Source organism: Enterobacter sp. Tr-810 (assembly GCF_011752765.1).
Taxonomy (GTDB): Bacteria; Pseudomonadota; Gammaproteobacteria; order Enterobacterales; family Enterobacteriaceae; genus Enterobacter; species Enterobacter soli.
Window position 1 is genome coordinate 701,853 of the sequence record NZ_VWWW01000002.1, and the last position, 14,479, is coordinate 716,331.

The 14,479-nt window shown below is 54.4% G+C and carries 16 protein-coding genes; 6 read left to right on the forward strand and 10 right to left on the reverse strand.

The features are described from left to right. Positions 1–36 precede the first annotated feature (36 nt). Both F3J30_RS09865 and F3J30_RS09870 read right to left on the reverse strand, forming a co-directional pair. On the reverse strand, positions 37–867 hold the full coding sequence (locus tag F3J30_RS09865; protein ID WP_166717113.1) for an N-acetylmuramoyl-L-alanine amidase: 831 nt from the start codon (positions 865–867) through the stop codon (positions 37–39). Next, positions 864–1,187, reverse strand: coding sequence for a heavy metal-binding domain-containing protein (locus tag F3J30_RS09870; protein WP_112012253.1), 324 nt, complete (start codon positions 1,185–1,187; stop codon positions 864–866). Before F3J30_RS09870 ends, F3J30_RS09865 begins: the two co-directional genes overlap by 4 nt. Positions 1,188–1,294: 107 nt before the next feature. Here F3J30_RS09870 and F3J30_RS09875 point away from each other — a divergent pair, with 107 nt between their 5' ends. The 6 genes from F3J30_RS09875 (at position 1,295) to artJ (ending at position 5,819) form a co-directional block, all read left to right on the forward strand. After that, the gene (locus F3J30_RS09875) at positions 1,295–1,813 is read left to right on the forward strand and encodes a lipoprotein (RefSeq protein ID WP_014069521.1); all 519 of its coding nucleotides are present in this window, start codon (positions 1,295–1,297) and stop codon (positions 1,811–1,813) included. A 226-nt stretch (positions 1,814–2,039) separates the two neighbouring features. After that, positions 2,040–2,768, forward strand: a complete 729-nt coding sequence (gene artP, locus F3J30_RS09880) for an arginine ABC transporter ATP-binding protein ArtP (protein ID WP_014069520.1) — start codon at positions 2,040–2,042, stop codon at positions 2,766–2,768. A gap of 19 nt (positions 2,769–2,787) precedes the next feature. Next, positions 2,788–3,519: an arginine ABC transporter substrate-binding protein ArtI gene (gene artI, locus F3J30_RS09885; RefSeq protein ID WP_014069519.1), complete on the forward strand. Its 732-nt coding sequence runs from the start codon at positions 2,788–2,790 to the stop codon at positions 3,517–3,519. 6 nt (positions 3,520–3,525) lie between these two features. Further along, positions 3,526–4,242 (forward strand): arginine ABC transporter permease ArtQ, encoded by a 717-nt coding sequence (gene artQ, locus F3J30_RS09890; RefSeq protein ID WP_014069518.1) that lies wholly within the window; start codon positions 3,526–3,528, stop codon positions 4,240–4,242. Next, complete coding sequence (artM, locus tag F3J30_RS09895; protein WP_014069517.1) at positions 4,242–4,910, forward strand: arginine ABC transporter permease ArtM; 669 nt, start codon at positions 4,242–4,244, stop codon at positions 4,908–4,910. The genes artQ and artM overlap by 1 nt, the downstream gene beginning before the upstream one ends. A gap of 177 nt (positions 4,911–5,087) precedes the next feature. Further along, on the forward strand, positions 5,088–5,819 hold the full coding sequence (gene artJ, locus F3J30_RS09900) for an arginine ABC transporter substrate-binding protein ArtJ (protein WP_014069516.1): 732 nt from the start codon (positions 5,088–5,090) through the stop codon (positions 5,817–5,819). A gap of 84 nt (positions 5,820–5,903) precedes the next feature. Here the strand turns inward: artJ and F3J30_RS09905 are convergent, their stop codons facing one another. From F3J30_RS09905 to potF, 8 genes are all read right to left on the reverse strand, one after another. Beyond that, a complete protein-coding gene (locus F3J30_RS09905; protein ID WP_166717161.1) occupies positions 5,904–7,376 on the reverse strand; it encodes an ATP-binding protein in 1,473 nt (490 codons plus the stop codon). Continuing rightward, a complete protein-coding gene (locus F3J30_RS09910) occupies positions 7,360–8,067 on the reverse strand; it encodes a response regulator transcription factor (RefSeq protein ID WP_166717114.1) in 708 nt (235 codons plus the stop codon). The genes F3J30_RS09905 and F3J30_RS09910 overlap by 17 nt, the downstream gene beginning before the upstream one ends. 72 nt (positions 8,068–8,139) lie before the next feature. Next, complete coding sequence (rlmC, locus tag F3J30_RS09915) at positions 8,140–9,267, reverse strand: 23S rRNA (uracil(747)-C(5))-methyltransferase RlmC (protein WP_166717115.1); 1,128 nt, start codon at positions 9,265–9,267, stop codon at positions 8,140–8,142. Positions 9,268–9,432: 165 nt separating this feature from the next. After that, positions 9,433–9,906 (reverse strand): YbjO family protein, encoded by a 474-nt coding sequence (locus F3J30_RS09920; protein WP_166717116.1) that lies wholly within the window; start codon positions 9,904–9,906, stop codon positions 9,433–9,435. Positions 9,907–9,971: 65 nt separating this feature from the next. Then, on the reverse strand, positions 9,972–10,817 hold the full coding sequence (potI, locus tag F3J30_RS09925) for a putrescine ABC transporter permease PotI (protein ID WP_014069511.1): 846 nt from the start codon (positions 10,815–10,817) through the stop codon (positions 9,972–9,974). After that, entirely contained in the window at positions 10,814–11,767 is a 954-nt protein-coding gene (potH, locus tag F3J30_RS09930; RefSeq protein ID WP_166717117.1) for a putrescine ABC transporter permease PotH, read from the reverse strand. The genes potI and potH overlap by 4 nt, the downstream gene beginning before the upstream one ends. 10 nt (positions 11,768–11,777) lie before the next feature. Then, a complete protein-coding gene (potG, locus tag F3J30_RS09935) occupies positions 11,778–12,911 on the reverse strand; it encodes a putrescine ABC transporter ATP-binding subunit PotG (protein WP_014069509.1) in 1,134 nt (377 codons plus the stop codon). Positions 12,912–13,017: 106 nt separating this feature from the next. Further along, positions 13,018–14,130, reverse strand: coding sequence for a spermidine/putrescine ABC transporter substrate-binding protein PotF (gene potF / locus F3J30_RS09940; protein ID WP_014069508.1), 1,113 nt, complete (start codon positions 14,128–14,130; stop codon positions 13,018–13,020). Positions 14,131–14,479: the final 349 nt, after the last annotated feature.

The window sequence follows — 14,479 nt, forward strand, 5'->3', positions numbered from 1 at the left end:
ATGGAAAAGCCTAAGTATTCGGGTGGTACCGAAGGATCACCCCTGCCCGTATTTCTCTAAAAGTGCTTCGGCAATGGCCATTGTTTCTATATCAGCAACACCATCCCACCGTTGTGGGCGGAAATGCATCTGAAATACGGTAATCACTCGCTTTTGTTGTGCCTGGGTAATATTTTCCGGGACGTCATAACCATAACGCGCGAGTAAATCTAGCAACACGGCAGTTTCCACTGGCTGAGAAGGTGGCCGCCCATTGATATAGAACGCCACGCGCGCCGGATCGGGCCATGCGCCAATTCCCTGCTGCGCAAGTTCACGCCATGGGAACAGCGGGCCTGGGTCGTCTTTTCGCTGTGGGGCGATATCGGAGTGCGCGACCACGTTTTCCGGTTTGATGTGGTAACGGGCAATAATGTCTTTGGCAAGCGGGATAAGCGCGGCAATTTGTGCCGGTTCAAACGGGGTGAACGTTTTATCTCCGCCCGTTTTTTTCCAGCCGCGGTTTTCCAGCTCAATCCCAACAGAGGTATCATTTATACGGTTCGTGCCGCGCCAGAAACTGATACCCGCGTGCCAGGCAAGCTCACTCTCCGGCACCAGTTGCCAGATACGCGGTTTACCGTCAGGTGCGGGGGGGCGTGCGGGGATTAAATAATGTGAGCTGACGTTTTTATCCGTCAGTGTTGCCAGCGAGCTGTCAAAATCATCGGCGGTGTAGTGAATAACCAGCACCTTAATACGCGGATACGCCGCCTGTGCCTGATGACGGGTATCCAGCTCGTATGCGCCTTTATCGACTATGCCTTTTTCAGTGGCACACCCTGCCAGCAACAGCGCCAGCAGGAGCGTGGAGAGCAAACGCTTCATCGACGGGTTTTCACCGCCGTGCCGCTGACGCTCACCATCAGCATACTGGCATCTTTGCCCACCGTTTCGTAGTCGATATCAATCCCGACAACCGCATCAGCGCCCAACGCTTTTGCCTGCTCGCCCAGCTCTTTGAACGCGATTTCTCGCGCTTTACGCAGCTCTTTTTCATACGCGCCAGAGCGCCCGCCGACGATGTCGCGGATGCCGGCAAAAAAGTCGCGGAAGATATTCGCGCCCAGGATGGCTTCGCCCGTTACCACGCCGCAATACTCGATAATCGGCTGCCCTTCCAGGGTTGGCGTTGTTGAAAACTGCATCGTTTCTCTCCTTCTTTAGCGTTCAATGCCTTAGCGTGCTACTCAGCCAGCATTATCGGTTCGTTACGCTATGATTGAAAGGATAGTTAATAAATAAGGAAATCAACATGCGCTACTCTGCTTTAACGCTTTTAGTGCCATGCGCGCTGGTGCTCAGCGCCTGCACCACGACGGTTACACCGGCTTTTAAGGATATCGGAACACGCAGCGGCCCCTGCATAGACGGTGGTCCGGATGCCGTGGCGCAGCAGTTCTATGATTATCGTATTCAGCACCGCAGTAACGACATTACCGCACTGCGCCCGTATCTGAGCGATGGTCTGGCGAAACTGCTGAATGATGCAAGTCGCGATCCACAGCATAATACGTTGCTGAAAGACGATCCGTTCTCCAGCCGCGCAACGCTCCCTGACAGCGCCGAAGTTGCCAGCGCATCCACCATTCCTAATACCGATGCGCGAAACATTCCTCTGCGCGTGAAACTGACCCAGGGAACCCAATCCTGGCAGGATGAAGTGCTGATGATCCGCGAAGGACAGTGCTGGGCTATCGACGACGTACGCTACGTGGGAGGCAGTGTTCATGCCCCGGCAGGCACGCTGCGCCAGTCGATTGAGAACCGCTAAACCATCCGTTACAAAATTGTTAACCCCGTAAAATGTGCGGCATTTCATGCGGAATGCCGACATTTATACTCGCCGCCATTGCCCGTCGCTATTTTGTGCTATGTTTAGAAGGTATTACGGGTTATATTTAACTTTTAACGCATAAATATTGCATAACTATTCTGTCAACGGTACTATCTGCGGCCTCAATTGCTATAGATTGCCTGGATGAGTAAAGACTGCCCCGATGAGTATTAAACTAAACGGCATTAACTGCTTCTACGGCGCACACCAGGCGCTGTTCGACATCACGCTGAACTGCCCCGAGGGCGAAACGCTGGTTTTGCTCGGCCCAAGCGGCGCAGGCAAAAGCTCCCTTCTGCGTGTCCTCAATCTGCTTGAAATGCCTCGTTCAGGTACGCTGGCAATTGCCGGTAACCACTTTGATTTCGCGAAAACGCCGTCTGATAAAGCCATTCGTGAACTGCGTCAGAACGTGGGTATGGTATTTCAGCAATATAATCTTTGGCCGCACCTGACCGTACTGCAAAACCTGATTGAAGCGCCTTGTCGCGTGCTCGGTTTAAGCAAAGATCAGGCGATGGCTCGTGCCGAAAAATTGCTGGAACGTCTGCGTCTTAAGCCTTACAGCGATCGTTATCCGCTGCACCTTTCCGGTGGTCAGCAGCAGCGTGTGGCCATTGCCCGCGCCCTGATGATGGAACCAGCCGTGCTGCTGTTTGATGAGCCGACGGCGGCACTCGACCCGGAAATCACCGCCCAGATCGTGAGCATTATTCGTGAGCTGGCGGAAACCAACATTACGCAGGTTATCGTAACCCATGAAGTGGAAGTGGCGCGTAAAACCGCCAGCCGCGTGGTCTACATGGAAAACGGATTTATCGTCGAGCAAGGCGATGCAAGCTGCTTCACAAATCCGCAAACCGATGCCTTTAAAAATTACTTATCTCACTGATGTGTTAGGGAAAATGATAATGAAAAAAGTATTGATTGCAGCACTGCTTGCGAGCGTCAGCCTTTCCGCTACCGCAGCCCAGACTATCCGTTTCGCTACCGAAGCGTCTTATCCTCCGTTTGAATCCATCGATGCGAACAACAAAATTGTTGGCTTTGATGTCGATCTGGCTAACGCCCTGTGTAAAGAGATCGATGCAACCTGTACCTTCAGCAACCAGGCGTTCGACAGCCTGATCCCAAGCCTGAAGTTCCGCCGTATTGATGCCGTAATGGCAGGTATGGACATCACCCCTGAGCGTGAAAAACAGGTTCTGTTCTCAACCCCTTACTATGACAACTCTGCCCTGTTCATTGGTCAGAAAGGGAAGTACACCTCTGTTGATCAGCTGAAAGGCAAGAAAGTGGGCGTGCAGAACGGCACAACTCACCAGAAATTCATCATGGATAAACATCCGGAAATCACCACCGTTCCTTACGACAGCTATCAGAATGCGAAGCTGGATCTGCAAAACGGTCGTATCGATGGCGTATTTGGTGATACCGCAGTGGTGACCGAGTGGCTGAAGGCGAACGACAAGCTGGCCGCTGTGGGCGACAAAGTGACGGATAAAGATTACTTCGGCACCGGCCTGGGTATCGCGGTTCGTCAGGGCAACACCGAATTGCAGCAGAAATTCAACGCCGCTCTGGAGAAAGTGAAAAAAGACGGCACTTACGAAACCATCTACAAAAAATGGTTCCAGAAGTAATTCCTGATGAATGAAATTTTTCCTTTAGCAAGCGCCGCCGGGATGACCGTCGGCCTTGCCGTTTGTGCACTCATTATCGGCCTGGTGCTGGCGATGTTCTTCGCGGTGTGGGAATCAGCTAAATGGCTCCCTGTCGCCTGGACGGGCTCAGCGCTGGTAACCGTGCTGCGTGGGCTACCCGAGATTCTGGTGGTCCTGTTCATCTATTTCGGCTCCTCGCAGCTGCTGCTGATGCTGTCTGACGGCTTCACCATCAATCTTGGTGTGGTACAGATCCCGATTCAGATGCAGATTGAGAATTTTGACGTCAGCCCGTTCCTGTGCGGCGTGATCGCGCTTTCCCTGCTCTACTCCGCCTATGCTTCGCAGACTCTGCGCGGCGCGCTGAAAGCGGTGCCTCAGGGGCAGTGGGAATCCGGCCAGGCGCTGGGGTTGTCGAAAGCCGCCATCTTCTTCCGTCTGGTCATGCCGCAGATGTGGCGCCATGCCCTGCCGGGGCTGGGCAATCAGTGGCTGGTTCTGCTGAAAGATACGGCGCTGGTAAGCCTTATCAGCGTGAACGACCTGATGCTGCAAACCAAAAGTATCGCGACCCGCACCCAGGAGCCATTTACCTGGTACATTGTGGCTGCGGCTATCTACCTGGTGATCACGTTGCTGAGTCAGTACATCCTTAAGCGTATTGACCTGCGTGCAACGCGTTTTGAACGGAGACCAGGCTGATGCTTGAGTATTTACCCGAGCTGATGAAAGGGCTGCACACCAGCCTGACGCTGACCGTGGCGTCCATCATCGTGGCGCTGATCCTGGCACTTGTTTTTACCATCATCCTGACGCTGAAAACGCCAGTGCTGGTGTGGATCGTGCGCGGCTATATCACCCTGTTTACCGGTACACCGCTGCTGGTGCAGATCTTCCTGATATACTACGGGCCAGGGCAGTTCCCGTCATTGCAGAACTACCCGGTTATCTGGCACCTGCTCTCCGAGCCGTGGCTGTGCGCCCTGATTGCCCTCTCGCTGAACAGTGCGGCCTATACTACGCAGCTGTTTTACGGTGCGATCCGCGCGATCCCGGAAGGACAATGGCAGTCCTGCGGCGCGCTGGGGATGAGCAAGAAAGACACGCTGGCAATCCTGCTGCCGTATGCGTTTAAACGTGCTCTCTCATCGTATTCCAACGAAGTGGTGCTGGTGTTCAAGAGTACTTCTCTGGCCTACACCATTACGCTGATGGAAGTGATGGGCCACGGGCAGCTTCTGTATGGACGCACCTACGATGTGATGGTGTTCGGCGCCGCGGGTCTGGTGTATCTGGTGGTGAATGGTCTGCTGACGCTGATGATGCGTTTAATCGAGCGTAAAGCGCTGGCGTTTGAACGTCGCAGTTAAATCAGTTTTTGCATAATCACATATTAAGAAGACGGGCAAGTCTAAACACTGCCCGTCTTTTTTTATTTATAAAATAATATTTAATCATTTTTATTGCATATAAATTCAATCACTGGCATTGTACGTCCATGCCGCAGACACGGCGCATAAGACAGATTGACAGACGGGAGCATTAAAATGAAAAAGATAGTTCTGGCCGCATTACTGGCAACTTTCGCCGCTGGAGCAGCAGCCGCAGATAAAATCAATTTCGGCGTATCTGCCACTTATCCACCTTTTGAATCTCTGGATGCCAGCAACCAGATCGTCGGTTTTGATATCGACCTGGCAAAAGCGCTGTGCAAACAGATGCAGGCCGACTGCACTTTTACCAACCACGCATTTGACAGCCTGATCCCGTCTCTGAAATTCAAAAAATACGACGCGGTGATCTCCGGTATGGATATCACGCCAGAGCGTAGCAAGCAGGTTTCCTTCACCGACCCGTACTACGCGAACTCCGCTGTGGTGATTGCGAAGAAAGGCGCTTATAAATCCTTTGACGAGCTGAAAGGCAAACGCATTGGTATGGAAAACGGCACCACGCACCAGAAATACCTTCAGGACAAACATCCGGAAGTGAAAACCGTGGCCTATGACAGTTACCAGAATGCGATTATCGACCTGAAAAATGGCCGTATTGATGGCGTGTTCGGTGACACCGCCGTGGTGAACGAGTGGCTGAAAACCAACCCGCAGCTGGGTACAGCAACCGAGAAAGTGACCGATCCACAGTACTTCGGCACCGGTCTGGGTATCGCGGTTCGCCCGGATAACAAAGCGTTGCTGGAAAAACTGAACGGCGCCCTGAAAGCGATTAAAGCTGACGGCACCTACCAGAAAATCAGCGATCAGTGGTTCCCGCAGTAATCGTTTTTGCCGGGTGACGGCTTCGCCTTACCCGGCCTGTGGGGGGAATTCCAGGCCGGATAAGCGCAGCGCCATCCGGCAACTCTATAAGGGCACAAAGAACCTGAAACGCGCCCCACTCACCGAATCCATCAGCCGGATCCCACCACCGTGCAGCTCCAGCATCCGCTTCACAATCAACAACCCCAGACCGCCACGGTTATCCCGCGACGCCTGCGTGTTTAACGCCGAAGGCCGCACAAACAGATCGTCACGCAACGCTGCATCCACACCCATGCCGCTATCCGCCACTTCAACCTGCAACTGCTCATCTTCTTGCCATACCGCCAGACGAATTTCTCCGCCTGTTGGCGTATGGCGGATAGCGTTATCCAGCAGATTGGTCACCACCCGCTCAATCATCGACACGTCGGCGTTCACCAATGGCAAGGGGCCAGGCACATCAATATGCAGCTGAAGCGCCCGGGTACGCGCAGTCAGCTCAAACTTTTGCGCGACATCGGAAATCAGCTCTCCCATGGCAAAGCGCTCGCGCTGCGGTTTGATGCCGCCATGTTCCAGACGCGCCAGTTCAAACAGCTGCTGAGAGAGATGGCGCACCTTTTGTCCCTGGCGCAACGCGGTCGTCAAATACTGCTGATGCTCCTGCGGAGTCAGGGTGGCGGATTTCAGCGACAGCGTTTCCAGGTAGCCCAGGAGCGAGGTCAGCGGCGTACGTAAATCATGGGAAATATTGGCGATAAATTCCCGACGCTGGCGGTCGCTGTCGGCCAGTTGATCCCACTGGGAAGTGATTTTGCGTGCCAGCTCGATAAAAGTATTACGCAGTGTCGCCACTTCATCGCCCGTGGCGGACGCCAGCGGCTGTGCAGCAAGCTGTTTAATTGCGCTGATACTGTCTTGCTCAAGCCCGGCCACTTCCGCCGTCAGGCGCTTCACCGGGCGCGTGACCCAATACCAGACCAGTAATCCCGCCAGCAGGCCAAACAGCGCCACCAGCAGCAACGACCACAGCGCAGTACTCCACAACGCCTTATGCCAGGCGATATCGGCCAGAATGTTTGATTCTTCGCCCTGCAAGATAATGTACAGATACCCGCGTAACTCCCCATCCTGACGTAGCGGCACCGCACTGAAGACTTTCTGTTTATCGGTACTGCGCGGATCATCGCCATACACCGGCATCACGGCCCCGCTAAGGAAGGTTTGCACGGGGGCGATGTCGATTTTTTGCCGCTGAATATGTCCCGCAGGCGCGGCGTCAGCCAGCAGTTCGCCCTCAGGTGAAACCACATACAGCTCAACGCTCGGGTTAAAGGTCATCAGCCGGTCAAACAGGGGTTTCAGCGCCCGGCGGTCAACCCTGCCCTGCGCATCCAGAATCGGTTCACGCTGCACAATCTGTTGCGCCAGGCCGCTGGAAAGACGCTGTACCATGGCGTTGCCATATTGCTGGCTACTGTACATTTGCACCAGACAAGCCACCGCCGCGCAGAGCAGCAGGAGCAAAATAAACAGCAGCGTCAGGCGCTGGCCCAGGCTAAAACGTCGCATCATCATTCAGCTCCGCAAATTTATAGCCTTTGCCCCAGACGGTCCGGATGATCTCCGGCTCTGCGGCATCTTTTTCAATCTTGATCCGCAGGCGGTTGATATGGGTGTTGACGGTATGCTCGTAGCCTTCGTGCTGATAACCCCAGACCTGCTCCAGCAACGCCAGACGCGAGAAAACCTCCCCCGGGTGGCGGGCAAAAAAGTACAGCAGCTCAAATTCGCGTGGTGTGAGATCGACCTCCTGCCCGTGCAGACGCACACTGCGGCTGAGCGGATCGAGCGTCAGGCCGTGCGCCTGAATATTTCCGGTGGTTTGCGCCTGGCCCATCGCCTGCTGGCGGCGAAACAGTGCTTTAATGCGCGCAATCAGTTCCTGCACCGAAAACGGTTTAGCAAGGTAATCATCCGCCCCGGTTTCAAGCCCGGTAATACGATCGGTTTCACTGCTGCGGGCGCTGATAATAATAATGGGCAGGTAGCGGGTCATCTGACGAATGCGGCGGCAAATCTCGAGGCCGTCGACCGTCGGGAGCATCAGGTCGAGGATAACGGCATCCCACGGCGTTTGCTCCAGGCGCAGCAACGCCTTGCCACCGTCCGGCTCGTGGGTAATGGCGTAACCTTCGTCTTCCAGATTCAGGCGCAGGAGCGCGGCGATATCGTGGTCATCTTCCACCAGCAGGATCTGCTTCATCGGTAAGCCTTTCTTTAATTCTGATGACTTAAGCTTACCTGATTTCGCGGGGTGGAAGAGTTCACATTTTGTTTAAGATTTAACGAGCAACGTCAGCACTTCATAATGCGCGGTGTGCGGGAACATATCGAAAAGTTGAACGCGTTCAACGCGGTAACCCGGCAGATGTGCAATGTCTTTCGCCATGGTTTGCGCGTTGCAGCTGGAATAGACAATGTAATCCGGCGCCATCTGGCTCAGGTAGTCGCACAGCGCTTTACCAATGCCACGACGCGGAGGATTCACCAGCACCAGCTCCGGCACGTTGCCCTGGCCGGTCGCAAACTGCGTGGAGTCCAGCGCCTGGAAATGAAGATTCGTTAGCCCAAGCTCGGCCGCCGACTGTGTTGCGCAGGCGATAGCCTCAGCGGAGATCTCAATCCCGGTCAGCGTCATCTCTGGCGTAGCGCAGTGCAGACCAAACCCACCCACCCCGCAGAACAGATCCCACATATGCTTGATGTTCAGCGCCCTCACCCAGTCGCGGGCGGTGGCGTACAGGGCGCTCGCCACGACCGGGTTAGTCTGGAAGAAACTCTGCGGACGGATCCACAGCGGCACATCGTTAAAGTTCTCAGCCAGGGCGTGCTGTTCAGTGAAGAAGATTTCTTTGTCCCCTTCCATGATTGCCATATGCACTGGCTGAATATTTGCCGTAATCACCTTAAGCTGCGGTAACTGTGCCTGAAGCCACGGCAGCGCCGTGCGAAGCTGTTCCAGCTTGGCTTCTGAGCGCAGCACAAAACGCAGCATCATGCCGCCATCGCGCTGGCTTTCGGTGAGTAAGAGGTATTTCAGCTCGCCGCGTTTGCGGGCCACGTTATAGGGCGTTAATCCCGCGCGGGCGATAAAAGGTTTCAGCGCAGCAAAAACCGGTTCAAACGAAACAGGATAGAGCGGGCAATCGGTCAAATCTTCCGGCGTGCCGTCGCGGTGCAACATCCCCAGCAGCGGTTTTTCGACACTGCCGCTGACCACCATTTTGGCTTTATTGCGAAAACCCTGCTCAGGCCCGCTGACAGGTGTGCACCACTCGCCCACCGCGTGTTCAGCCAGCAGCTGTTGTAAATCGGTCATTTTGGCGGTGAGTTGTTGCGAGACGGGCTGTTCTATCCACTGACAGGAGCGACAGCGACCCGCGTCATAGAGTGCGCACTGCATATGAAAACCTTAAGAATAACGAGGGCTGCGATTATATACACAAAATCATTCAAGTTGTATCAAGGCGGCAAGTCTGAGAATCCCCAGGAGCTTACTCAAGTAAGTGACTGGGGTGAGCAGACGCAGCTAACGCAGAGACAGCTTGAAGGATGACGTGTATACACATTATTGCAGGCGGAAGAATCTCCGGCTGGAAGCAGGGATAAAAAGCAGAAACAGCACCAGCGCATCCGGCAATTTTTGCATCACCAACGAGCGCAAAATCTCACTTTTGGATTCCCCTGCAATACTGAACAGTTCCGGGTAGCCATAACCCAGAGAGGCCGCCCACAGGTAACCCGTGGCCACAACCTGCGTCAGCAGGTAAACCCAGCGCGCCCAGTTACGCCCTTTAACCAGAGAAAACGCACAGTAAATCTCAACAAACACCAGCACCAGGCTGCTCATAAAGACCAGCGTCAGATTCCACGTCTGCACGCTGCGATGGATGAACTCACCAATACCCCGCGCACCCAGCGTATTCAGAATCATCAGCACATCAAGACAGCGGATCATAATAATGGCGAGCGCCGCCACCTGCACCAGCGCAGGAACGTTCAGACGGGCGTGCGTTTGACGTGATTTTTTAAAGAATCCCAATGTTTTACTTCCCTGAAAAACAGTGCCGCGACACGCGCGGCACTTCACTGGAAATTTTAAATGCTTCAGCCGCGTCTTGCACGCTGGATATCACGTACGCGTTGCTTTTCAGCACGCGCCATCAGATACCAGGCGATAAAACCGACAACGCCAACCACACCGAGGATGATAGAGGCCAGGGCGTTAATCTCCGGGTTAACCCCCATGCGCACGCTGGAGAAAACCAGCATCGGCAGGGTTGTCGCCCCAGGGCCAGACACGAAGCTGGCAATCACCAGATCGTCCAGAGACAGGGTAAACGCCAGCAGCCAGCCGGAGATCACCGCAGGCATAATCATCGGCAAGGTAATGATGAAAAAGACCTTCAGCGGCGTAGCGCCAAGATCCATGGCCGCCTCTTCAATAGAACGATCCAGTTCCCGCAGGCGCGAGGAGATAACCACAGCCACATAGGCGGTACAGAAGGTGACGTGAGCCAGCCAGATCGTCAGCATCCCACGGTCCGCAGGCCAGCCGATCGCATGAGCCAGCGCAACGAATAGCAGTAACAGCGACAAGCCGGTTATCACATCTGGCATAACCAGCGGCGCGGTTATCATAAACGCAAAGCCGTTAGACCCGCGGAAACGGCCAAAACGTACCATCACCATTGCGGCAATGGTACCGAGGATCGAAGCCATTGTGGCGGCGCATGCCGCAATGGTCAGGCTCAGCCCCACCGCGCTCATCATTGCATCATCGTGGAACAACTCGCTGTACCAGCGCGTCGACCAGCCCGCCCACACCGTCACCAGCTTCGAGCTGTTAAAGGAGTAGATAACCAGCATCAGCATCGGCGCATACAGGAAGGTAAACCCGATCACCAGGATCAGAATTCGCCACGGGGAGCGTACTACCGGTAAGTTGTTCATCCGTGATCCCCCATCTGTTTTTGCTGGTACTTGTGGAACCACATGATCGGCACGATCAGCAGCAGCAACATCACAATCGCCACCGCAGACGCCACCGGCCAGTCGCGGTTATTGAAGAACTCCTGCCACAGCACGCGACCAATCATGATGCTGTCCGGGCCGCCGAGCAGTTCAGGGATAACAAACTCCCCTACCGCCGGAATAAACACCAGCATCGAACCGGCAATAATCCCACCTTTGGTGAGCGGCACAATCACGCTAAAGAAGGTTTTCAGCGGACGAGCGCCCAAATCAAGAGAGGCTTCCACCAGCGAGTAATCAATACGTGTCAGCGCCGTATAAATTGGCAGCACCATAAATGGCAGGTAGGCGTAGACAATCCCGATATAGACCGCGAGGTTGGTATGCAGGATGGTCAGCGGCTGATCGATAACCCCAAGCCACATCAGGACGTTATTCAGCACACCGTTATTTTTCAGGATCCCCATCCACGCATACACGCGGATCAGGAACGAGGTCCACGACGGTAAAATCACCAGCAACAGCAGAATATTACGTGTCGATGGCTTACTGTGCGCCACCGCCCATGCGAGCGGATAACCCAACAACAGGCAACAGATCGTCGAGATCGCCGCCACCTGCAATGACTGCAAATACGCTTCAAAGTAGAGCGGATCGTCGGTAAGTTGCAGGAAGTTGCCAAGATTCAGCGTCAGCGTCAGCTGCCCGTCGGCCCAATCCATCAGGTTGGTATAAGGCGGGATCGCCCGCGCCATCTCTGCCAGGCTGATTTTGAAAACGATCAAAAACGGCATCAGGAACAGCAGGATCAGCCAGATATAAGGCATGGCGATCACCAGCTTGCGTCCGTGCGCCATCTTAAAGCGCGTCAGTCCGTGCGCAAAACCACCCGGTTTTTGTACGCGGGCTGGAGGTTCAAGTGTACTCATTGTCCGCTCCTTATACCGTCAGTACGACGCAGCTATCCGCATCCCAGCAAAGACGCACTTCATCGCCCCAGGTCGGCAACCCTTTGCGGTAGCGATGTTCGTTTTGCAACTGGGCGCTGAGCATCTGTCCACTCTTCAGACGGACATGGTAGATAGAGAGGTCACCCAGATAGGCAATGTGCACCACTTCACCTACGGCAAAGTTATAGCCATCGGCTGGCGGGTCTTCACAGAGCATAATTTTCTCAGGACGCAACGCGATATACACCGGTACGTTATCCACCACGGAGTTATCCGGGTCGACCTTAATCGGGTGCACCAGCCCCGGGGATTCAATCACCAGCCCGTCTTCCTGGCGCTCTTTCAGCAGCCCTTCGAAGACGTTGACCGAACCGATAAACTCTGCGCTGTAGCGGGTGGTCGGGTGTTCATAAATCTCTTCCGGCTCGCCAATCTGCACGAATTTACCGCGATTCATGATCGCGATACGTCCGGCCATGGTCATCGCCTCTTCCTGGTCGTGGGTCACCATTACGCAGGTCACGCCCACGCGCTCGAGGATATCCACCACTTCGAGCTGCATCCGGTCGCGCAGTTTTTTATCCAGCGCGCCCATCGGTTCGTCGAGCAGCAGCAGTTTCGGGCGTTTCGCCAGGCTTCGTGCCAGCGCCACACGCTGACGTTGCCCGCCAGAGAGCTGATGCGGTTTACGCTTCGCGAACTCCTGCATGTGAACAAGGCTCAGCATTTCGGCCACACGCGCGGTAATTTCGGCTTTTGGCAGTTTGTCCTGCTTCAGGCCGAACGCGATGTTCTGCTCTACCGTCATATGCGGGAACAGGGCGTAAGACTGGAACATCATGTTGATCGGGCGCTGATACGGCGGCACGCTGGAGAGGTCGACACCATCGAGCACAATCTGCCCGGCAGTGGGTTGCTCAAAACCCGCCAGCATTCGCAGCAGCGTGGATTTACCGCAGCCAGATGCACCAAGCAGGGCAAAAATTTCGCCTTTATAGATAGTCAGGCTGACATCATCTACGGCATGTTGGCCGTCAAAGGATTTGGTGAGGTTGCGGATTTCAAGAAGCGGGGTCAGCGCTTTACGGACTTTCGCCTGCGGGCGGGGGGTAGCGTCATTCACGGGGTGTTCTCCGGCATAAATCAAATCATGGTGCAGGCGCACCATTTCGGTGCGCCGGTTGCCGGGCGTGCTTTTCTTGCCCGGCTTACATCAGACGCGCTGAGTGTTATTTACCGCTTTTCACCTTGGTCCACGCACGGGTACGCACGCGGTCAATTTTTGGATCCTGAACTTTCAGGGTGAAGAGCTTGGCGAACACATCCGCTGGCGGATAGATAGCCGGGTTATTGCGGATCTCTTCGCTCACCAGCGGCACGGAGGCCTTATTACCGTTCGCGTAGTACACGTGGTCGCTGATGTGAGCAATCACGTCAGGACGCATCAGGTAATTGAGGAACTGATACGCTTCGTCTTTGTTTTTGGCATCGGCCGGCATCGCGAAGACGTCAAAGAAGGCCAGCGCCCCCTCTTTCGGAATGAAGTACGACACATTCACACCGTTTTTCGCCTCTTTCGCGCGGTTAGCCGCCTGCCATACATCACCTGCCCAGCCAATCGCGACACAGATGTCGCCGTTTGCCAGGTCGTTAATGTACTGAGAGGAGTGGAAGTAGCGAATATTTGGACGCAGTTTCAGCAGCAGGTCAGTCGCCGGGCCGGTGTAATCATCAGCCTTACTGCTGTTAGGATCTTTGCCCAGATAGTTCAGGACGGTAGCGAAAATCTCTTCCGGCGCATCGAGGAAAGAAACGCCGCAGCTTTTCAGCTTCTCAAGGTTTTCCGGCTTCAGCACCACGTCCCAGCTGTCCAGCTTGACGTCCGGGCCCAGCGCCGCTTTGACTTTATCAACGTTGAAACCGATACCGGTGGTCGCCCACAGATACGGCATCGCGTATTTGTTGTCCGGGTCGTGTTTGGCCACCAGCTTCAGGACTTCAGGATCGAGATTTTTCCAGTTCGGTAATTTGCTCTTATCCAGCGGCTGGAAGACGCCTGCGGTCAGCTGGCGCTCAAGGAAGCTTGCAGAAGGTACCACCAGGTCAAAACCGGTGCTCCCTGCCATCAGTTTCCCTTCGAGCACCTCGTTGGAATCGAACACGTCGTAGACCACTTTAATGCCGGTCTCTTTTTCAAAGTTGGCGACCGTGTCCGGCGCAATATAGTCAGACCAGTTGTAAACGTGCAGCGTTTTTTGTTCCGCAGCGAGCGTGCCGGCAGAGACGGCCATCAGAGCACCCGCAACCAGACCCGATAACCATTTTTTATTCAAGGCGATCATATCTTTATTCCTTCTGAAAGCTCGTTAACAAACGAGCTAAAACTGTGCAATCTGAAGATATGCAATAATCATGCATAGTTTGTCGCTCTGCCCAAAATAAAAAGAAACCTCTTTACCCGGCAGCTTCCGCTCGCTTTTTTAAGCATCGCAAGAATAACTGTAGCCCGTGTCTCCGGCTATAGCCCAGACGAAAAAACGCCTTTTATCAATTTTTTATGCAGGTTATGTCTACGTGATAAGCCGAAATGGCCTTCGGGGAGGTGAATAATTCTTTAAAGAAAGGTTAAAAGCAGCAGAAAAAATGGCGTTATGCAGTCGCTCTGGCAGCGACTGCGCAAAAGTCAGACAG